17 protein-coding genes are annotated in these 20,181 nt (G+C 34.6%); 12 read left to right on the forward strand and 5 right to left on the reverse strand.

Annotated features, from left to right (window positions below; genetic code table 11):
• The first annotated feature begins 213 nt into the window (after nt 1-213).
• From QP860_RS09695 to QP860_RS09720, 6 genes are all read left to right on the forward strand, one after another.
• Entirely contained in the window at nt 214-1,158 is a 945-nt protein-coding gene (locus QP860_RS09695) for an ATP-grasp fold amidoligase family protein (protein WP_284912646.1), read from the forward strand.
• Nucleotides 1,158-2,648, forward strand: a complete 1,491-nt coding sequence (locus QP860_RS09700; protein WP_083317402.1) for a lipopolysaccharide biosynthesis protein — start codon at nt 1,158-1,160, stop codon at nt 2,646-2,648. The genes QP860_RS09695 and QP860_RS09700 overlap by 1 nt, the downstream gene beginning before the upstream one ends.
• A gap of 78 nt (nt 2,649-2,726) precedes the next feature.
• Complete coding sequence (locus QP860_RS09705; protein ID WP_070617496.1) at nt 2,727-3,695, forward strand: AAA family ATPase; 969 nt, start codon at nt 2,727-2,729, stop codon at nt 3,693-3,695.
• Entirely contained in the window at nt 3,695-5,974 is a 2,280-nt protein-coding gene (locus QP860_RS09710; RefSeq protein ID WP_284912649.1) for a S8 family peptidase, read from the forward strand. The genes QP860_RS09705 and QP860_RS09710 overlap by 1 nt, the downstream gene beginning before the upstream one ends.
• Complete coding sequence (locus QP860_RS09715; protein WP_284912651.1) at nt 5,943-6,260, forward strand: hypothetical protein; 318 nt, start codon at nt 5,943-5,945, stop codon at nt 6,258-6,260. The genes QP860_RS09710 and QP860_RS09715 overlap by 32 nt, the downstream gene beginning before the upstream one ends.
• Nucleotides 6,261-6,626: 366 nt before the next feature.
• Nucleotides 6,627-9,386: a G5 domain-containing protein gene (locus QP860_RS09720; protein ID WP_284912652.1), complete on the forward strand. Its 2,760-nt coding sequence runs from the start codon at nt 6,627-6,629 to the stop codon at nt 9,384-9,386.
• A gap of 139 nt (nt 9,387-9,525) precedes the next feature.
• Here the strand turns inward: QP860_RS09720 and QP860_RS09725 are convergent, their stop codons facing one another.
• Entirely contained in the window at nt 9,526-10,638 is a 1,113-nt protein-coding gene (locus QP860_RS09725) for an acyltransferase family protein (RefSeq protein WP_070617502.1), read from the reverse strand.
• A gap of 468 nt (nt 10,639-11,106) precedes the next feature.
• Here QP860_RS09725 and QP860_RS09730 point away from each other — a divergent pair, with 468 nt between their 5' ends.
• From QP860_RS09730 to QP860_RS09745, 4 genes are all read left to right on the forward strand, one after another.
• Nucleotides 11,107-11,802, forward strand: coding sequence for a YdeJ family lipoprotein (locus QP860_RS09730; RefSeq protein WP_070617505.1), 696 nt, complete (start codon nt 11,107-11,109; stop codon nt 11,800-11,802).
• Nucleotides 11,803-11,948: 146 nt separating this feature from the next.
• On the forward strand, nt 11,949-12,734 hold the full coding sequence (locus tag QP860_RS09735; protein ID WP_284912654.1) for a hypothetical protein: 786 nt from the start codon (nt 11,949-11,951) through the stop codon (nt 12,732-12,734).
• 97 nt (nt 12,735-12,831) lie between these two features.
• Nucleotides 12,832-12,906, forward strand: coding sequence for a type I toxin-antitoxin system Fst family toxin (locus QP860_RS09740; RefSeq protein WP_371440388.1), 75 nt, complete (start codon nt 12,832-12,834; stop codon nt 12,904-12,906).
• Nucleotides 12,907-13,507: 601 nt separating this feature from the next.
• The gene (locus QP860_RS09745) at nt 13,508-14,863 is read left to right on the forward strand and encodes a reverse transcriptase domain-containing protein (protein ID WP_246818919.1); all 1,356 of its coding nucleotides are present in this window, start codon (nt 13,508-13,510) and stop codon (nt 14,861-14,863) included.
• Between the two features lie 765 nt (nt 14,864-15,628).
• Here QP860_RS09745 and QP860_RS09750 read toward each other — a convergent pair.
• Nucleotides 15,629-16,516 carry an Abi family protein gene (locus QP860_RS09750; RefSeq protein WP_350338480.1) on the reverse strand — a complete coding sequence of 296 codons (888 nt, stop codon included), beginning with the start codon at nt 16,514-16,516 and terminating at the stop codon, nt 15,629-15,631.
• Nucleotides 16,517-16,616: 100 nt separating this feature from the next.
• Nucleotides 16,617-16,772 (reverse strand): hypothetical protein, encoded by a 156-nt coding sequence (locus QP860_RS09755; protein WP_284912656.1) that lies wholly within the window; start codon nt 16,770-16,772, stop codon nt 16,617-16,619.
• 212 nt (nt 16,773-16,984) lie between these two features.
• Between QP860_RS09755 and QP860_RS09760 the strand changes: the two genes are divergently transcribed.
• The gene (locus QP860_RS09760; RefSeq protein WP_070817336.1) at nt 16,985-18,061 is read left to right on the forward strand and encodes a DUF5067 domain-containing protein; all 1,077 of its coding nucleotides are present in this window, start codon (nt 16,985-16,987) and stop codon (nt 18,059-18,061) included.
• Between the two features lie 163 nt (nt 18,062-18,224).
• On the opposite strand, the gene QP860_RS09765 is transcribed toward QP860_RS09760, so the two are convergent.
• Nucleotides 18,225-18,716 (reverse strand): hypothetical protein, encoded by a 492-nt coding sequence (locus tag QP860_RS09765; RefSeq protein WP_143236728.1) that lies wholly within the window; start codon nt 18,714-18,716, stop codon nt 18,225-18,227.
• 82 nt (nt 18,717-18,798) lie between these two features.
• Nucleotides 18,799-19,413: an AbiTii domain-containing protein gene (locus QP860_RS09770; protein ID WP_070617528.1), complete on the reverse strand. Its 615-nt coding sequence runs from the start codon at nt 19,411-19,413 to the stop codon at nt 18,799-18,801.
• Nucleotides 19,414-19,625: 212 nt separating this feature from the next.
• On the opposite strand from QP860_RS09770, the gene QP860_RS09775 reads away from it, so the two are divergent.
• Nucleotides 19,626-20,042: a hypothetical protein gene (locus tag QP860_RS09775; protein WP_070617531.1), complete on the forward strand. Its 417-nt coding sequence runs from the start codon at nt 19,626-19,628 to the stop codon at nt 20,040-20,042.
• Nucleotides 20,043-20,181 lie beyond the last annotated feature (139 nt).

A 20,181-nucleotide genomic window follows, 5' to 3' on the forward strand; every position in this document is an offset into this window, starting at 1 on the left:
CATTTATTAAGGATAAAAAAGAAAGAAAGTACGTTAGTAATGAATTTAGGAAAATATATCAAGAAGTACTCCCATTAAAATATAAAAATAATATTTCAAAAAAAATATTATTTTTAACATACTTAAAACTTAAGTCTTTTAATATAATTTATTAAAGCCTCTTTAAATTATAAATTATGATACTTAAATTGAAATTATTGGAAGTGAGAGTATATGTTAAAATCAACTCTAAAAAAATTAACTCCTTTATATTCTAAATATATAACTTACAAGAATAATATAGAAATAAAGAAAGAAAAGAAAAGAAGTCAATTTACTAATAAACAAATGGAAGATAATTTAAAGTTTGTTTATAAGAATAGAACAAATCAGGATCTGGATTGGAATCATTTAGAACGCTACACTGAGAAAATGCAATGGGTTAAACTATATGGTGGCTCTCAACTAAAGACACAATTGAGTGATAAATATTTGGTTAGGCAGTGGGTAGCAGATAAAATTGGTGACGAATATCTTGTTTCCTTACTAGGTGTGTGGGATAGCTTTGAAGAAATCAATCTAGAAGACCTACCTGATCAATTTGTATTGAAGGTCAACCATTCTTCAGGTGTAAATTTAATTGTAAAAGATAAAGATAAAATTGATTGGAAAATCCAAAAAGTAATATTTAATAATGCTTTGAAGCGAAACTTTGGTTATACAGAGTCTTTAGAATTACACTATAAAGATATTCAGCCTAAAATAATTGCTGAAGAGTATATTGAAGATTCTTCAGGCCATCTGAATGATTATAAGTTTTTATGTTTTGACGGAAAAGTTTATTATTGTTGGGTTGATTTTGATCGCTATAGTGAACATAAGCGTAATGTCTATAATCTCGATTGGGATCTACAAGATTGGAACCAATATAATTATTCCAATTTTGAGGGAGAAGTTCCTAAACCAAAGAACTTTGACCAGATGATTCAACTTGCTCAGATTCTTTGTGAAGGCTTTTCTCATGTCAGAGTAGATCTCTATAACGTTGATGGAGAAATATACTTTGGTGAGATGACTTTTACAAATGGTGCGGGTTTTGAACCGATATATCCAGATGAAGCTAATTTAATGCTAGGGAATTTGTGGCAACTTCCTATTGATAATCGTGAGGGGGACTAATGGATAATATAAAAAAATTAAAACTCAATTCTTCATTTTCATTAGTTAACCAAATTTTGTTAATTGTGTCTGGTTTAATACTCCCTCGCTTTATTTTAAATTTTTATGGTTCAGAAATTAATGGTTTACAGTCTTCTATTGGACAATTTTTATCGATCATTAATTTTTTGGAACTAGGAGTAGGATCCGTCGTTCAATCCGCTTTGTACCAACCTCTAGTTAGAGGGGATATTGATCGAGTGAGCAGTATAGCAAGTGCAGCCAATCATTTTTTTAAACGATTGGCTGGTATTTTATTAATTTATGTTGTTATTCTGTGTTTCACTTTTCCTTTTTTTATCGATAGTCCTTTATCTAATATCTCAACGATTTTCTTAATCATCGCGATGTCAATTAGTTTATTCTCACAGTTTTATTTTGGCTTAGTGAATCAAATTATATTAAATGCTGATCAGAAGAACTACATTCAAATTTTAGGTAGTATGGCTACGATCATACTTAATCTAATTCTGTCAGTAATATTAATATACACAGGCTTTGGTATTGTGACAGTCAAGTTTGTGTCGGGATTAGTATTCTTAATTCGACCTCTGTACCTATATTTTTATGTGAAGAGAAATTATAATATATCAACTAGTAGTCATTTTACGAAGGACGCAATACCACAAAAATGGAATGGCATTGCTCAACACGTAGCCTATGTCATTTTGGATAGTACAGATATTGTGGTTTTGACTATTTTTTCTACTTTAAAAAATGTATCTGTCTATACGATTTATAACCTAGTCATTAATGGGATTAAATTGTTATTGTCTTCTTTTACATCGAGTTTCCAGTCATTTTTTGGACATATGATTGCAGAAGAGCGGATTTCTGAACTCAATTTGCACTTTAATCGAATTGAATGGTTAATGCATAATGCATCAACTTTACTCTTTTCATTAACAGCAAGCTTAATTGTTCCCTTTGTTAAGGTCTATACAAGTGGTATAAATGATGCTGACTACAATGCGCCTATATTTGCTTTAATGCTGTGCCTCGCTCAGCTGGTATATTGTATCCGAATACCATATACAGCAGTTGTATTATCTGCCGGTCACTATAAACAAACACAAGCAAGCGCTATCATTGAAGCTCTGTTAAATGTCGTTCTTTCAATAATACTAGTATCAAATTTCGGCTTAATTGGAGTAGCAGTAGGAACCTTCTTAGCAGTACTCTATCGGACCTTATATTTCATACAGTATTTATCAAACAATATCCTTCATCGTAGTAAGAAAATATTCACGAAGCACATGCTGGTCGACATTTTAATTTTCAGCATTACGTTCTGGATTGGTAGCTTCTTCGATGGTGATATTGTAAACATCATTGAATGGGTCAAACTAGCGATTGTTGAGGGAATTATCTTCTCATTAGTTGTTTTGATTGTTAATTTGGTGTTTAATAGAGAGATGGTTTTGGCTTATTTAAATAGGATATGGAAGTAAAGTGTGGTACTATAACTACAAGTAGCAAATCCATAATTATTTATATTAATAAGTTGATTTTTGGTAAAGGAGGAGAGTATGGCAACAATAAATCAAATAAAAGAATTATTTAAATCTCATTTTAATGAAGATAATGAGAAGTTTAAAGTAATTGCTTTGCAGATAGCTGCTCATGAAGCAAAAATTGGTCATACATCAAGCGCTAGAGAGTTGAAAGCTATTATCGACAACTCTCCTTCTACTAAAAATAAGGTTGTAAAACTTAATGATGCTAATAAATTGTTTAAACTTGAATATCCTTCAGCTGGAATAGAGCAATTAGTTGTTAGTGAAGATATTGAAGTAAAAATAGATAGAATTATTTCAGAATATAAAAAAAGAAATATTCTTTTAAAATATGGACTAAAAAATAGATCTAAACTCTTATTAGAAGGGGAACCAGGAACTGGTAAGACTATGACAGCGTCTGTAATTGGTCATGAATTACAATTGCCTTTATATACTGTCCAGATACACTCTTTAATATCGAAATACATGGGTGAAACTAGTGTAAAATTAAAAGAGATTTTTGAACAGATACAAGAAAATAGAGGAGTTTATTTTTTTGATGAATTTGACGCAATTGGTTCGGATCGAAGATATGATAATGATGTGGGAGAAATGAGAAGAATTTTGAATTCCTTTCTTCAATATATAGAAACAGATGACTCTTCCAGTATCATTATTTGCGCAACAAATAATCCATCTATGTTAGATAAAGCATTATTTAGAAGGTTTGATGACGTCTTTGAGTATAGATTTCCTGATGAGATTCAAATCATTAAATTACTTAAATTAAATCTGCAAGATATTTCTTTTAATCAAATTTCTATAAACAAAGAAATAGTAGACTCTGCAAAAGGACTGAGTCATTCTGAAATTGTTACAGCTTGTAATGAAACCAAAAAATATTCATTGCTGAGCGAGGATAACGTTGATAATAAAATATTATTACAATTTCTAAAGGAGAGAAGAAAATTTATGAAATATCAAGAGGATAGATCATAATGCGACATAACCATATAAATTTACATGATAACGGTGAAAGAATCCCTTATACTCCTACAAATAATGGAAGGAATAAGGAAAATATACCAAAACGGAATAGAATTGCCCATGCTGCTAAATTAGAAAATAAAATAAATTCTATATTAGCTAATAATTCAACAGATAAAGATAACTCCATCACAGAAAAAGATGGAGTTTATTTACAATTTAAAGGTAAAGAAGGCTATAAATTACTTACTAATAGTCTTGAGCATGCGTCGCAAAATGTTCGCTTGTGTAATATTAAGGAAACGTATGATTCTGAAGAAAAATGTACTACTCAGTATGCGACTGTTTTTCTACCTGAAAAGAAAAAAGATTTTTATTCAAAAAAATTAGATGAATATAGAACTTCAAAAGATTCTAATAAATTTATTGATAGTATTGAAGATGTCAATAGAGCTACAGTTCATGAATTATGGACAGATCAGGCCGAAATTCCTAATAAAAATAAAGAAGCTTGTGAAATTTGGTTAAGTGTTTATAAAAAAGATAGTCCTGAAAAAGTAGTGGAAGAGTTTTTTTCTTTATGCGAACAGTTTGAAATCAGTCATTATGATAGCTTTGTAGAATTTCCGGAAAGAGTTGTCATATCTGTAATAGCAAATTTTGAAATGTTAGAAAATTTAGTACAAAATACTTCAAAAATTGCAGAAATTAGAAAAAATCAAGTTCCTGTTCCCTTTTTCTTAAGAGATAATGATAGAAACGAACAAAGAGAATGGTCAGAGGAGCTGTTGGAAAGACTCTCTTTTGATGACTCTAATTTCTCTATCTGTTTACTTGATACAGGTGTAAGTAATGGTCATCCTTTAATTTCCTCTGTCCTCTCAGATGAAGATATGCATACAGTATTTGATGACAAAATAGTACAAGATAAAAGTGGTAGTGGACATGGAACTGCCATGGCAGGTATTGCGACATATTATAATTTAGAAAGATTATTAGATTCTTGTTTAAAATACAATATCAATCATCATTTAGAATCTGTGAGAATCCTTAAGGAAAATGCAGAAGCAAGTGATGAAAAGGATATAAAACTTTATGCTGATGTTACTTCTGAAGCTATATCGAAAGTAGAAATACAAAATCCATCTGCCAAAAGGGTTATTGCAATGGCTGTGACTTCTGGCAATAGCGAAAACTCTAACAATAGTAGCGGGTATAAAGCTGACGGAACGCCTACTTCCTGGTCCGCAGGAATAGATAATTTATCTTTAGGAAATTATGGTGCTGAAGAGACTGAGTCTAGATTGATAATCATTTCTGGAGGAAACACAAGTTTAGAAGAAATTGAGGATGCAGAAGATTACAAAACAGCTGTAACTTTACATTCTGTTGAAAATCCTGGGCAATCTTGGAATGCTCTAACTGTTGGAGCTTATACTGAAAAAGCTTTAGTCTCTGAATATGAAGCATTAAATAATTATAAACCTATAGCGTTAAAGAGCGGATTTTCCCCGTTAACTTCTTCGTCAGTTATGTGGGATTCTAAGTGGCCTATAAAACCAGAAGTGGTTTTTGAAGGAGGAAATGTTGGCTTCAATAAGGATGATCCATACATTAAATATGATACCAGTGATCACTTAAGCTTATTAACTGCAAATAATAAATTTAATAGAGGAGATTATTTTACTACGTTCAACGGAACTAGTGCAGCAACTGCTCAGGCATCAAATTTAGCGATTAAAATAATGAGTCGATATCCAGATATTTGCCCTCAAACAGTTAGAGCTATAATGGTACATTCAGCAGAATGGACTGATGAGATGTTCAAGCAAATATTTGGTCATAATGATAAAAAAGATTTAAATAAAGGCGAATACAGAGCATTATTGAGAACAGTTGGTTATGGTAAACCTAATGTAGAAGCAGCATTATATAGTTTTGATAACTCAGCTAACTTAATTGTTGAAGATGAAATCCAACCCTTTAAGAAAGTAGGAAATAATTCCCCTACAATTAATGAAATGGCTATTCATGAAATTCCGTGGCCTAAAGATGTACTATTAAGTTTAGGTAATACGCCGGTTAAATTGAAAGTAACATTATCCTATTTTATCGATCCATCACCTGGGCAAATCGGATGGGGCGATAAATATAGATATCCAGGATGTAGACTTTCTTTTGATATTAATAATATAAATGAAAACAAAGAAGATTTTGTAACTAGGATAAATAAAAAAGCTCGAGAAAAAGCAATAAATAATGGAACTTATCAGGAAACAAAAAAACGATAGTAATCGATGGCTATTAGGAACAAATAATAGAGATGTCGGGTCAATTCATTCAGATGTTTGGGAAGATACTGCTTCAAATTTAGCTGAAAATCGTTTTATTGCTGTTTATCCAGGAGGCGGTTGGTGGAATAAAAGACAGCACTTAAAAAAATATAATAACAAAATAAAGTATTCGTTAATTATCAGCATTTCTACTCCTGATGAAGAAATTGATTTATATACTCCTATCCAAAATCAAATTAATATTGCTAATAGGAATATAGTTTCGAATCAAATTGAGTATTAACTTAAAATCGATTTTATAGATATCACTGTATCCATCTAGACTTTGAAACCGAAGACCAGGTGTTGCGCATCAATGAGCAAAATTTTAAGAAACTGATTTAACTGTGTGATGATTTGTCTTTTGGTTTAGACGTAATCGTTAAATCTAAAAATTATTAGATTTTAAACCATCATTAAAGTAAAAAAGCAATAAATTAGAAATAATATAATGACCTATATATAAATCATCTTAAATTTAAATAGGCAATATACTGATGCAGGCAATTGAAAATGTCAGGTACTAACAATTAACACATTTCCAGTTGCCTTTTAATCTACTGTCTCAAATTGCATTTTTAAAATAAAATAAACGAAAGAGAGAATACCGATGAAAAAATCCTTCCTCCCCCTAGCCACGACTTCCTTGATCCTCAGCGCATTTCTTGCCCAGGGCGAGCAGGTCCAGGCCGAAGAGCAGCCCGCCGCAGAATATGCTGCGACTGATAAGCTAGCTGAAAGCAGTCTGGCGCCAGACTTAGCCGGTCCAGTAGATGAAGCACCAACTCGCCCTGAATCAGCGCCAACTCGTACAGGAGCAGCTTCTAGCGAGGATGCAAGTTCAAGTGCTTCAGATGACAGCCAGCAAGCCTACCGTAAAGAGCAGGATCAGAAGGTTATTGAAGAGTATGAAGCATTAGTTGAAGCGCCGATTGAGGTTGTACTTGATGAACATAAAGGTAATATAGCCTTTCCGGCAATGCCTGAACCTGATGATGTCATTCATAAGCAAACCTTTACTGACACTAAAGTAGTAGTGAAGTCTGAAGAAGTACCGATTTTAAACTTGAATGCTGAATTGGACGCACCGGTTATCTTAGAATCAACTGTAAAGCTCGACCAAGGAAAAACTAAAGAAGATGGATTAACAGCTATTAAAGAATTGCGGTCAATCGTTTGGGATATGGAAGCAAACAGTGAATTGATCGGTGAACAAATCAATCCTAAAACTGGTGAACGGGTTGAGGGCGTTTGGATTAATGGTGAGCGACTTCGTGATCGATTGAAAACTGAAGGTATTAGTACCAAGGAAGAATATGTTAATCGTGTATCTTGGAATAGTGATTTAGAGAATTTAGCTTTGTTGAATCTGGCTGAAGCAAATCAATTTTATTGGCCAATGTATTGGACATTAAATACAAGTGAATTCTCTAAAAATACTAAAGCAAAAGAGAACTATTCAGGAAAAATTACTGCAGGCATTAGAGATTATAGCGATAATTATCCGATGGTATATAATGTATTACTAAACAATATTGGCTTAAGCTATATTACTAAACACAACCTTAATAGGGGTAAACAACAACTTGGTGAAGAAGTAGACCTTTCTTATTATTTAAATCTAGTTTTAGATCCTATTAATCAATCATTTGCTTTAGCTGCTAATTATACAGATAACAATCATGAGACAGAAAATTCAGTTGATCTTTTAACAATAGTTGGTTCTACTGACTATAAAGATTACAATTCTACAAATGCTTATAAAGGGACTTTTAAAATTCTTTATAACCAAAATTATAAAGAAAATAGTAAATACCATATTTCAGATTTATCTTCTATATATGAAAAAAAGCATTATCGCTTAAATATCAAAACAAATTCTTTAAAAACTTATTTCAGAAACGTACATGCTTTTAAAGGCAACAATGTCTCTCTAAATCCAGATGTCATCCAATTCAATGACGATGGCTCGATATCCGCTCTTAAGCCGGGAACAGCAGTCTTGATTATAAATATCGAAGGCACGATGAAATCGATGAAGGTGGAAGTTCTGCCTTCACCGATTGTTGAAGATAAAATTACTGTCTGGGATAGTGAGTATGTTAATACAACTTATGTGAGGAATCCAGATATGTTCGAGGGAGAAGAACGGGTGAAAGTGGAGGGACATCCTTCCTTACGCTATCGTTTGATCCGTGATACATCATCTGTCGATGGTCATTTATTAAACAGAGAACTCCTGAAAGATTGGGAAATTCCGGCTATTGATAGGATTGTTGAAGTTGGAACTAAAGAGCGAAATATTAAGCAGCCAGCGCCTAAAGATCGTCCAGTTCCAGTTGTAACGGATAAGAAAGCTGAGCCTGGTGATATTATTACAGGCCATCTTTACGAAACCATCCCAGGTTACTTCGAAGCCCTCCCAGGCTACCACATCCGCCTGGTCCCAGAATCCGAAGACCAGGTGCTCCGCATCAATGAGCAGAATTTCAAGACGGTGATTCAGCCGCTCGACGATCTGGCTCTGGGCGAGCATGTGATCATCCAGGACGGCGTGAATCGCTATACCGAGATTACCAACCGGATCTATAAGGACCACCAGAATAATATCCTCAAGACCCAGGAGATTTCCCGCCAGGACTTCCCTGGTCAAGACCTGATTATTGGCCTTGGTACTGGCAAGGGGCAATCAGGGCTTCCAGCTGAAGAGGAGCCATCGCTACCAGTTCATCCGCAAGAGCCTGATAGCCCAAGGCCGCCATCCACTGAGCAAGCTGTTGATACCAATCCAAGGGGCGAGATGTCTCGAGGACCGGTAGAGAGACCGCAAGCTATGCCTCAAGGACAAAGTGAAGGGGAAGAAGTCTCCTCTACTCATACAGAAGAGCTTATGACTTCTGATGACTCACTTAGGATAAGTGACGACTCGGTATCTAATTCCTATGACCAGGTTAAAGAAGAGGCTGGGATGGATCATATAAGTCCTATATCGGAAAGCATGGCCCCTGGCTCTGTAGCTCCTGAGCACCTGCTTACCGCCAATCCGGACAAAGCAAAGAAGGCCCCAACCTTGCTTCCAAGTTCTAAGCTAGGGGTTCGCTCTGAAGCTTTAGCAAGTCAAAGCACTGATCGAGCGAAGGTAAGTTCAGTGAAGCCCCAGCTCCACCACCAATCTGTTCAGACCAAGCTTTCTAACCAATCAAGCTTAAGAAGGAGTGCCGAGGCGACCGCTAATGCTCCAAGGGTATTCACCCAGCTCCCTCAAACCGGGGGAGGGTCGGACCAAACTATGCTAGGCATCGGCTTGTCCAGTCTCGTAGTCGGACTACTTTTGCGCTTGAGTAGCTTTAAGAAAAGAAGGAATAATTAGAAACGTGGTCAATGAAATATCCCCCTAGAAAAGATGCTTTCTAGGGGGATGTTTTATTGTTAGTTTCTTTCTCATTGCGGGGGCTTGCTTTAATCTTGCCGAGTGCTTATATTTAATGCTTAGCGGTTTTCTAAACAGATCAGCCGAATACCAGCTTTCTACAAAACTGCCCAAGTTTACTCAAAAGCTTTAACAGCTTATCTTTATGGCGATCCACCCAGCGCATAAAGGGTTTTTCAACAAGCTTTTGCCTGATTAAATCGATGAGCGCACATGCGCTATAAACTAAGCCCACCACAAGAATAGAGTAGGGGATTAGGAGGAGTGAATCTTGATAGTGCTGGTTTTGGAAGATATCATGCCATAAAAAAGGTCTTAGTATGCGATGGTCATGTAATAGGTAGATACCGAATGTGGTGGATGCTAAGAGGTTGATGAATTTATTGTAAGGCACATCAAGTTTCACAAAGCCCAAGAATAAGCTTAAGGCGATGAATAGAATCGATAACTTCTCCATCCCATAAAAGTGCGTGGCATAGGCAGCAAGCTCCTCCCACCTTGTGCCTAATACCGTAAACATGATGTTGGAAAGATAGGTGAAGGCTGAGAAGATACCCGACCAGATAAAATATTGTTTGCTGGTCAAATTATGGTTAAAGCCATGCAATCGCGCATAGCCAGCAATCACATATAATGTAACGAACCACCATAAGTAATTGCTCTGAAAGTTTGAAGCCGTTAATGTCGGAATGACAGACCACATTGTGACCAGTAATATAAGAAGGGTTTGATAGGCTTTCTTGTCGAGTCCATTGAGCAAACGATTAAGAAATGGGTGGATGAGGTAGAGGACAAAGTATGTACTCGCGAACCACCATGAAGAGAAGGTAATCGGGAACAGGGATTTTAAGGTCATATTATTGGCATAGTCATGAACAGGAAACAAGGAGAATATGACAAAGAGACCGATTGAATAAAAAATAATTTGTCCCCAAAGTTTCAAAATCTTTTTCACATCAAAGAGCTTGTCCTGTTTCGTGATGAGGAAGTAGCCTGACATCAAAATAAAAACATTAACGCCAACCTTCCCTCCTATGACGATGAAGTTATACCAAAAGTGGGGGATGGTAATAGCGGTTGCTTCCCAATTAAAACCACCATGCACTGCAAAATGATGAAAAATAATCATTATAATCGAAATGATTCTTAACAACTCAATATTGGTCTGTCTCTTGATCGGTGAATGTTTCATAGGATCGTGTTAACCCCCATTTTGTGATGTGACATGGTGGATTATATCATCAACTTAGCTAGTCTTAAGGTAAAAATAAATACGCCATGTATCGTTCACTTATCAGGCAAGAAACTTACGATTAATAAGTAGTCGCCAATCTTGCCATGAAATAAGCATACCAAAACGGCCATTAAAGGTAAATATCTAGACGGTTTATAATGCGGAATTATGGAATTTTTAATGCCTCTCGAAGCAAGCTGCAGCTTGCCGGGATGACTAGTAGATTGCTATCTCCCAGAAGCTAGGAATTAGACTGGGCGCCTGGCTAAGTCTAGCTGACAAAAAAGATCGGGTTCCCCTAGAAAGAGTAGTTTCTAGGAGAATTTATTGTCAATGAAGCAATTAACTCTATCAAGTTGGTATACTAAGACTAGCTAAGAGATACAGAGTAAGCCATCTTATCTTCTCACTGAAAGGAAGGATCTTATGACAGGCAAAATAAGTTTAGTTTTACTTGCTAGCCTAGCCTTGTCCGCCTGCGCCGGATCAAGTATTGACCAGGAAGAGGCATCAACAGCTTCTGAATCTGAACCCAAGCAAGACGTTTCGTCGGTCGCCGAAGCTCAAGTTTCTAGCGATTCATCCAGTGAGCGCTCAAGCCAAGCTAGCAGCTCTGAGACCCAGACACCAGCTAAGCGAGAGCAACCACCAGCTACTCAGGATAACAGAGCTCACTACCAGGCCGAGGAGTACCAAGAATCCAATGAGTATCCAGGTTACACCAATAAAGAAGTCGAAATGGTCCGGGTCTATCTGAGTGTGATGAACAACACCGACCTCTTCCCTTATGGTAACGATGGCGACCATATCGATGCGAGTTTCATACCAGCAGGCACAATTGTAGATCCCTATGCTCCTGAGCTATCCCCAGTTTGGCCCACAGATGCCTGGAATATCGCCATGGGCAAGACTACGGCAGGCTCTTCAATCTTTCAATATACCAGCAACTACGACGGTACGGTCACCGTCTATCGCTTGCCGTATCATTGGCACGGGACCCCAGAATCTGAGTCAGCCCGCGCGCAAGAAGCCTTAGATAACGGCTTTATCCTCCCCGTCGAACCCTACACCCCAAGCCAAGTCCAACCCCTGCTCGATACCTTGCAGATATGGGACGAGTGAGAGGCTTTCCACATAACGCGAAAAATTCCCCTAGAAGTAGCTGTTTCTTGATATAGTGCTCACTAAAAAATTGGACGAAGGACTTAATTTTGGACATTAATTTGAATGGATAAATGCGGAACTTAATATTTTAAGAGGAGATATAGATGAATAGGATAGAAACATCAAATTTTAAAGATCTTAATGAATCAGAGTTTTTGAATGAGTTTTATAAAGTTGTTTATGAATTTGCAAGATATTTATATAAGAGATTCAATTCCTTATTAACTGAAGAAAAAATATACAGTCAATTCTTCGATAATAACGACATAAGTTGTTTTATTATATTAAATAAATTATTTTTTCAATATATCTATTCCTTCTTTATTTTAAATTCTTATGAACTGAGTATACCTTCTTTTAATTCATTTAGGACCACTATGGAAATTTTTAGGTTATTTAGGTTAGTAGTTTTAGATGAAGATTTTAGAAAAGATTATTTACAGAATAAAAATATTGAATTTAGAACTGTAAGAGACAATAGATTCATGCAAAGTAAAATTATCAAAAAGCTAGATGAACTTGAAACAGATTTAAGAAATAGCGATACTATTCCTCTTTCGATAAATCTTCAAAACCACAATTATACAAAAAACTCTACCTATTCTGAAATACATAGCGAATTATCAAAATGGAGTCATGCTTTAAATGTCAATTTAATCTTTCCAATGTTTATAAATGATAACAAAATAAACCTAAAAATAACTGATGAAAATAGTATTTATAAAGAGTTACATGTAAAAAAATACGTGGAAGGAATGTGTTTAATGTTATTAGATCACAGTTCTAATCTTGGTTGCATTGGGCCTATTCTTGATGATGACTTGTATGCCAAAACAACCGAATTACTAGAAATGTATGATAAATATGTAGAAATATTCTATAAGAATTGATTTATATAAAAATCCATTTGACTTATTGTAAATGTGCTATAATTGTTTCGGGCTAACTCCCTGGAGGGAGGTGCTGTAAATGCAAAATGACTTTCTTATGTTGGTTATTGTGCCAATTTTTGTTGGTATAGTAATTGAACTATTTTCTTGGTGGTTAAACAAGAAACAATAACCGATTAGCCCATTTTAACCCACACGCTTATTCCACGCTAAGCGAAAAAATACCCCTAGAAGTTGCAGCTTCTAGGGGTATTGTGCTGTAAACGTAGACTTTCTTATGTTCCACAACTTTATTATAACACTATATGATAAAATAAGCTAATTAATCAGCTTATTTTTCAGGTTGAATACTTTAAATTAGATTTTATAAATCTGATATAATATCAGTAGATTCAACACGTTCATAGGCAATTGTTATTTATAAGAAAGTATGATAACATATACATGCCTAACACGTTAGGTGTTAGAATAGGTAGTTTGGACCATTTTGTCAAGTAATAAATACCTTCCGCTAAATTGGCGAATCGGTTAATAATGCTTGTAAGATGATTCATAGGTTCGACATATCGAAAGATTACAAAAGTAATCATCAGTAGAATTATAGAACACACGTTCGAATTCTCCTTTCGTTTATGGAGACTTTCTAGCCTAATGCTATGATAGCATAGTTAAGTAGTGGGCTATCTATTTTATAGATACAAGTTTTGCGCTTAGGAGTCTGGAATTAGTTGCCCAGCTAAAGATTCCTAAGCTCTTACAGTGAGGTTATGTGTGTGAATTGTCAAAAATATATTTCAATTGATAACTATAAAATGAAACCTTATAAACATATCGATCGTCCAATAAGAATTCAAAAGGCTAAAAGCTATGTAATGTCTCCTACTAAAGTGGCAAAACATAGCTTTTTGCCTTTTATATCATATGTTCTTTCAAATGAAAAATGGACTGGGATTCCAAACAATGAACTGGAAGGACGCCCAATAAAAATCAAAGAACGCCAGATTATGTATGCTGGGCATTTTGATTCTTATATTTATAAATATTATAGTCAGCTATTGAATTGTAAGTACACTGATTATTTAAAACAAAATAATTTAGATCGAGTAGCAACAGCCTATAGGAATAATAAATCAGGGGAGTCCAATATAAATTTTGCTGCAGAAGTCATTAATTTTATAAAGCAACAACCTGAAGCATGGATTTATGTAGGTGATTTTGAAAAGTACTTTGATACATTAGATCATGAATTATTGAAAACTCGGCTTAAAACGATCTTAGATACTTCATATCTTTCTGATGATTGGTACAATATTTTCAAATCTTTAACTAAATTTGGATATTATGATCGTGAAGCTTTAGATAATTATCAGAATACGCAACAAGAAGCTTTTAAGGGACAAGAAAAGAGATATTTTTACTCTCTTAAAGAATTTAGAACCTATCAAAAGTTTAATAAATGTTCTTATAATAAGCAGTCGTTTGGTATTCCTCAAGGGACTTCAATTAGTCCTGTTTTAGCAAATATTTATGCAATAGATTTTGACCAGTCCATGCAAGAAATTGCTGCTAAATATAATGGGATATATCGAAGATACTCAGATGATTTTATATTAGTTTTACCTAAGTTAAGATCAGATTATGACCAAGAAAGAGTTATTAAGATAATTGAACAAGAAGCTAAAATAAACAAAATTAAAATTAATAGTGATAAATCCCAAAAATATTATTTCATAAATAATGATTTGCTAAAGTTAGCCCCTAATTCTATGAATGCCAAGGGTCATTTAGACTATCTTGGATTTATTTTTGATGGCAAAAATGTAAGGATGAGAAATAAAAGCGTTCAAAAATTTTATAGAAAAACAAAAAGGACTATTGGATATGCTAAATGGGTTAAGTATGATAAAAATTTAAAGAAGCTGCCTTATCGTAAAGTGATTTATAACTTATATACTGATATGGGCCTTAATTACAAAACTTATGGTAACTTTATAAATTATACAAAACGAGCTCAACGAATATTTGATGCTAATTCCCCAAATACTAATAATTTAATGATGCAGCAACTTTCAAACCGAAAAAAGAAGATTGAAAAGTATTTAGGCTATAAAATACATATAAAGTTGTGAAAATGATTGTGTAGGATACTAGAGAAAATAGTCTATAGAAAGAGTGGATAATTTAGTGGAAATAATTGGATCATTGATAGGAGTAATTGTAGGTTATTTACTATCAATTATAAATAAAGTAATAGAATCTTATTGTAAGAAGCGTAAATTGAACAAGTTTAAATTAATGTTACAAAAAGAATATTTAATTTCTATTGAAAATAAAATAGAGCAAATGAAGGCTATTAGAAATAGGTACTGTAGTAGAGTTAACTAATATTATAAGTGTATGTTTAAAAAGACTTGATTATTTAAAGAAAAAAGAACTTGTTTATTATTCTACCAATGCTCAGGGTGAGATGATTCGTTCTGTAGAATTTACAGAAAGTTACCTTTATCAATTAGACCAATTATTAAGAGCGTCACATCAGGTTGATTTAGATAAGAAAAATAGATATATAGCTGAAAAGAAAGAAGCAGCTTGGAAACTTAAAAAAGTTTTATGAGGAAAATTTTGAGAAGTACTATTCTTATGAAATTGATCGCTTTCTAGGATGGAAAGATGTTTTTGATAATGAGAAATTTCAATAATACTTTAATCTAGTTAAAATTCTAATTTCTATAGCTGTCTTTAATACAGCTACTCTTTATTTTAATATGCTCATAATTTGGCCTGTATTTAGCTCTTCGTAATAGGTGGGTAATATGTTAAATAAAAAAATCGGGCGACGCATAAATGCATCGCCCGCAAAACTTTCGTTTTCAAGTCGTAAAGTAAGTATAGTGTTAAATTTGTAGTTTGTCAATGATGATCTTACAAAAATCATACATTTGACATAAACTAGGGCTCGATTTATATAAATAGGCGTCTCTAACCATTCGTCCATCGAAAAGTTCCTTAATTTCCTCAAGTAAGTGTCGTTTTAGATCATTACTTTTTATAACTACGTCAACAGCTATAAGTAACGCAATGAAATCTTGGACGGAATTATTTTTTAATCTATTTTGAATGGTTTTTCTTTTTATATCGTCTAATAAATTTTCTAAACGGTCAGCTAGATTTTCATGGAAGTAGCCCCTTTTATTAACTAAGTCATGTATTACACAGTTGTTGTGAGCCGCTGCGTTACGAATATTTTTAACTTTATACAATAATTCATATTCAAATTCACCACAAGAATATTTTTGACAATAATATCTGTAAAAGTTAACAAATGCTCCAAAAGATATTACCTCTAAGAAAACCCAGACTGGATAATTTGGATGTTCAAATTTCTTTAATAGCTTCCTGACGTAGACAGTTTTTCGCCGGTTTTCTATTTCTTTAAAAAGTTTTTCAGAAGAATGTCGATAATCGCTTACAATTTCGTATTCATCAACACCTCTTTCTTGGATATCTTTTAAGAGGCTTACTTTTAAAGCATGTTCTACGCTAAGGCTAGCACTTAATATCCAGCGTTTAAGATACATATCTATAGTTGATAAATCTTTCAAAGCTTTAAAATCAAGACCTACATATTTATTGTTATGTTTAAGGAAATTGGTTTTGCATGCAGTGAGTTTGACGTAATAATTATGCTCATTTAGGAATTTGATTGCATCGTCCTCACTACAATACTTAAAAGTAACCCCTTTACTCTTTAGTTTATCAATGAGTTCTTCTGTTCTAAGAATGGCCTAAACCTCCTATGAATGGACTTCAAATTCATTATATCATGGATAGTTTTATTTTATGTAAAAGATTTGTTTTCTCAAAAAAGTAAGTTTAATCCATTTATAGCTTAGTATCCTTTTTTCCTCTCAAATAAGCATACACCAAGCAAATCCCTACAGTAATGATGGCGTATAAAACAGTAAAGCGATCGTTAGGGGATTTTGAGATGAAGACGCCCCATAAGATTGAGGCTAGGGCAGTAACAAAATCTTTCAACGGACTTACCTCCTAATTCATTACTCGCTTAAATAGTGATCGTTAATTAGAGTATATCACAATAAATAAAAGCTTTATGCCAATACATATCCCATCTAAGACAGTTATTCAAAAACTAATTAAAAACTCTCACACCCATTAAAATCTTTGATACACCAGTTTCCCCCAATTTGTTATAATTTTCTCATTATGTTTACTGGAGGAAGTGACTGATGAGGAAATTATACCGCTTGGCCTTGGTGTTTGTGGCAGGGCTGGCTTTGTGCGCTTGTGAGAAGGAGTCGGCATCGTCTGCCTTGCCGGGAGTTTATCGCTTAGACAAGGCTAAGCTCTATGAGAATATCCCTGAGACTTTTGATGGTCGATACCTGGATACGGTGGATATTGATATCGAGATTGAAGAGGTCCGGGTCCTGCCTGCTGGGGCTGAGGGCAATGAAGAGGGGGAGGGGCCTGTGCTTGCCTTCTGGTACGATGCGACCAACAAGTCGGAGGAAGAGCTGTCGGCTTTTGATGCTTGGATCCGCTGCTTTGTCCCAACCCAGCACCAAGACCAGCTGGATGATAACTTCGAGAACGACCTGGCCATCGCCAAAGTGCCAGACTCGCGCTATAAGAAGACCCAGAACAAGAAGTTGAAGCGGAATGAATCTGCCAAGAGCGCCATCGCCTTCAAGGTTGCGGATATGAAGGCCCCTGTGGCCCTGTTCGCCAAGACGGCTCAGGGCAAGCTCCTAGGCAGCCAGGACTATAACCCTGCTGACTTGTTGAAAGACCGACTGCTTAAGAAGACGTCTGCTTCGGACAAGACCAGCCCTGAGTCGGCTGCAGCAGGGACTAAGACCAAGCAGAAGGGGAAAGAGCCTTCTAAGCGGGTGGAAGGGGCGATTATCGAAAGCCTGAATGCCATGTTGAATGGTGCCGTAACGAAGGGCAATATTATTTATTGGCTGAAGGCGGAGGGTTACACAGACGCCGAAATTAATGAGGCCTTGACCTATATCGATCTCGATGACTTATATGGTTCACCAAACTATAGTGGGCGTGATCCCTATGACGCCACCCCTGAACCTATCCAGCCTAGTGGATCATCAGATACGACCTTCCCTGAAGGCCTCCCATCTGATGACGGCCAAGCGCCTTATATACAGACGAACCCGTCCTCGTCTTCTCCTAGTGTCACAGCTGCTGGACCTGGAGCTAGTAGTTATATAGATGATGCGCCGGTAGACGATTACACAGCCGATTGGCCAGACTGGAGTGCAACAGATCCTGCACCACCATCCTAATAGATATCTCATGAATGGAGGTTCTCTCCTAAGTCATTTAGCAGGCTTAGGGGAGGACTTTTAGTTTAAAAATACAATCATAATTAAAAAAATTCTCCTAACTATATTTTTAAATAGCTAGGAGATTTACAGTAGTATAAATTATTATGTGCCTATTTGTCGCTTATAATTTTTCTAATTTTATCCAATCTTTATCATGAAACTTTTTTTGGGTACTCCAGCCTTGAGAGAGAGTCATAAAACGATAATAATGTTTTTTATCTTTTTCGTCATAAAAACTTAAACGAATATTATTAAACTCAAATTTATTTTGATTATCTAGTATATATAAGAATTCTAAACTCGAAACGGATTTGTTAGGCACTATAATACTGTATTTTTTATCGTTACCATATGTGCCATAATTAGTAGAGGTTCTAGTACCAATTTCTTCCATTTGTAGCATTTTCTTTTTAAATTTATTATTATAAAATAATTCTAAGTTAATATTCCTTAATAAAACTGAAGTGTTTTTTGTATTTACTATTTCAATTCTAGTAGGGACATATAGCCTATTGTCACAAATTTCACAGGTTATATCAAAATTTTTAATAAAAACATTCTTTTTATATAAATTTATTTGACCGCGACTATTGATACATCTTTCGATTAACATAACACCTAATGAACCAATTAAACTTAAAATGGCTCCTATAGTTAAATATATAATTTGCGAGTAATTTATACTTGCTATGATACTATTGAAGAGATTTATTATCATAAAATAAAATATTTTCTAATTCTCCTTTCAAATTATTTAGTTCATCTTGATTAGCTTGGCTATAATCAATATCAAAATTATCTAAGTTACCGAACTTACTTTCTAGTAAGATAAATGCTTTTATTAACTTTATACGAACTGAAGAAACAATATTCTGAAGAACAGAAGTATCATAATCCATTCTTAGGCGAAGGCACTGTATGTTAGATACTTTATATACATGTGTAATTAGCCAATTTAAATCTATTGAAAAAGTAGTACCCTTGCTTATTCGTTTTACACTAGTTATATTTGAATTTATTTTTGTAAATTCTAGGATTTGGTCAAATTTGTTACTAACGATTTCTGGTTGTAAAATAGCATTTTCTAATTTTACATTCCCTTTAACGCCAGAATAAATAATAACTCCTAGTCCTATATGTCTATAGTCTGGAATTATGACATCTGGTGGGTATCCTTGTAACTCATTTTCGCACCATTTTATGATCTTAGTATATCCCAATTCAAGAGCAATTAAGTAAAGTCTTTCAATAGCAGTTGACTCTTCAATAGAATGATGTATTAACTCTTTTATAATAGTACTCTTACTCATTGTAAAACCTTTCTGTGTTAAATGTATAACTAATATATCAAAATTGACAGAGTTGTTCAAAAAATTGTTATTTTTATATTATGAATTAGATAAGGTGGCACTTACTATCTTACCCTGGGAGATACAGATATGGTATGAAAATGATAAAGAGTGGAACTATCTCTCCCATTCACAACATAAACAAGACTATATTCATTAGGAGGTGTCATAAAATGAAACATTTGATATTTCTTTATCAAAAGCTTGCTTCTAAGGAGCGATTGGCTTTTAAATTGAGTTCGGAAGAAACGCTTTTTCCAGAAGATTTACCGGAGACAATCTTCGAGTTAAATGCTAAGTATCAGCTTGCTAGCCACCGCATCTATTCTAAAGATGCGACCAGCCAGTCGATTGAAGACCAAGATAGCTTCTTTAAAGGGGTGCATTGGTTTGAATCGGTTGAGGCCTTTAAACGTGCTATTGAAGAAGATCAAAATCAACTAAACCCTTTAGATTTTGATAGATTACAAGACATAGCAGAACAAATGGGGCTAGAAGTCAAAGAAAATTTAAAACCTGGATTCTATTCCAAAGACAGCTACGACTCCTATGCTTCCTTATTTTCTTTAGATGGTAATGAGGAAAAATAGCACTTCTACAGTTTTAAGCACCAATCTGATCCTGAGCAGAAGTGGAGCGTTGAAGTTGGACCTTAGCCATGAACAAGCAAACATACTAAGATTAGCTCGAAGGTAAATCGACGGATTTATCTTCGAGCTATTTCTGTTT

Origin of the sequence: Aerococcus sp. UMB1112A (assembly GCF_030230715.1) — a bacterium.
In the GTDB taxonomy this organism is placed as follows: domain Bacteria; phylum Bacillota; class Bacilli; order Lactobacillales; family Aerococcaceae; genus Aerococcus.

What these genes read in the sequence shown, in the direction of transcription:
- QP860_RS09715 (WP_284912651.1), top strand. Translation starts at nt 5,943, where the DNA reads ATGGAACTTATCAGGAAACAAAAAAACGATAGTAATCGATGGCTATTA.
- QP860_RS09765 (WP_143236728.1), bottom strand. Translation starts at nt 18,716, where the DNA reads ATGTTAATCGAAAGATGTATCAATAGTCGCGGTCAAATAAATTTATAT.
- QP860_RS09710 (WP_284912649.1), top strand. Translation starts at nt 3,695, where the DNA reads ATGCGACATAACCATATAAATTTACATGATAACGGTGAAAGAATCCCT.
- QP860_RS09775 (WP_070617531.1), top strand. Translation starts at nt 19,626, where the DNA reads ATGAAACATTTGATATTTCTTTATCAAAAGCTTGCTTCTAAGGAGCGA.
- QP860_RS09695 (WP_284912646.1), top strand. Translation starts at nt 214, where the DNA reads ATGTTAAAATCAACTCTAAAAAAATTAACTCCTTTATATTCTAAATAT.
- QP860_RS09720 (WP_284912652.1), top strand. Translation starts at nt 6,627, where the DNA reads ATGAAAAAATCCTTCCTCCCCCTAGCCACGACTTCCTTGATCCTCAGC.
- QP860_RS09770 (WP_070617528.1), bottom strand. Translation starts at nt 19,413, where the DNA reads ATGAGTAAGAGTACTATTATAAAAGAGTTAATACATCATTCTATTGAA.
- QP860_RS09700 (WP_083317402.1), top strand. Translation starts at nt 1,158, where the DNA reads ATGGATAATATAAAAAAATTAAAACTCAATTCTTCATTTTCATTAGTT.
- QP860_RS09725 (WP_070617502.1), bottom strand. Translation starts at nt 10,638, where the DNA reads ATGAAACATTCACCGATCAAGAGACAGACCAATATTGAGTTGTTAAGA.
- QP860_RS09760 (WP_070817336.1), top strand. Translation starts at nt 16,985, where the DNA reads ATGAGGAAATTATACCGCTTGGCCTTGGTGTTTGTGGCAGGGCTGGCT.
- QP860_RS09735 (WP_284912654.1), top strand. Translation starts at nt 11,949, where the DNA reads ATGAATAGGATAGAAACATCAAATTTTAAAGATCTTAATGAATCAGAG.
- QP860_RS09730 (WP_070617505.1), top strand. Translation starts at nt 11,107, where the DNA reads ATGACAGGCAAAATAAGTTTAGTTTTACTTGCTAGCCTAGCCTTGTCC.
- QP860_RS09705 (WP_070617496.1), top strand. Translation starts at nt 2,727, where the DNA reads ATGGCAACAATAAATCAAATAAAAGAATTATTTAAATCTCATTTTAAT.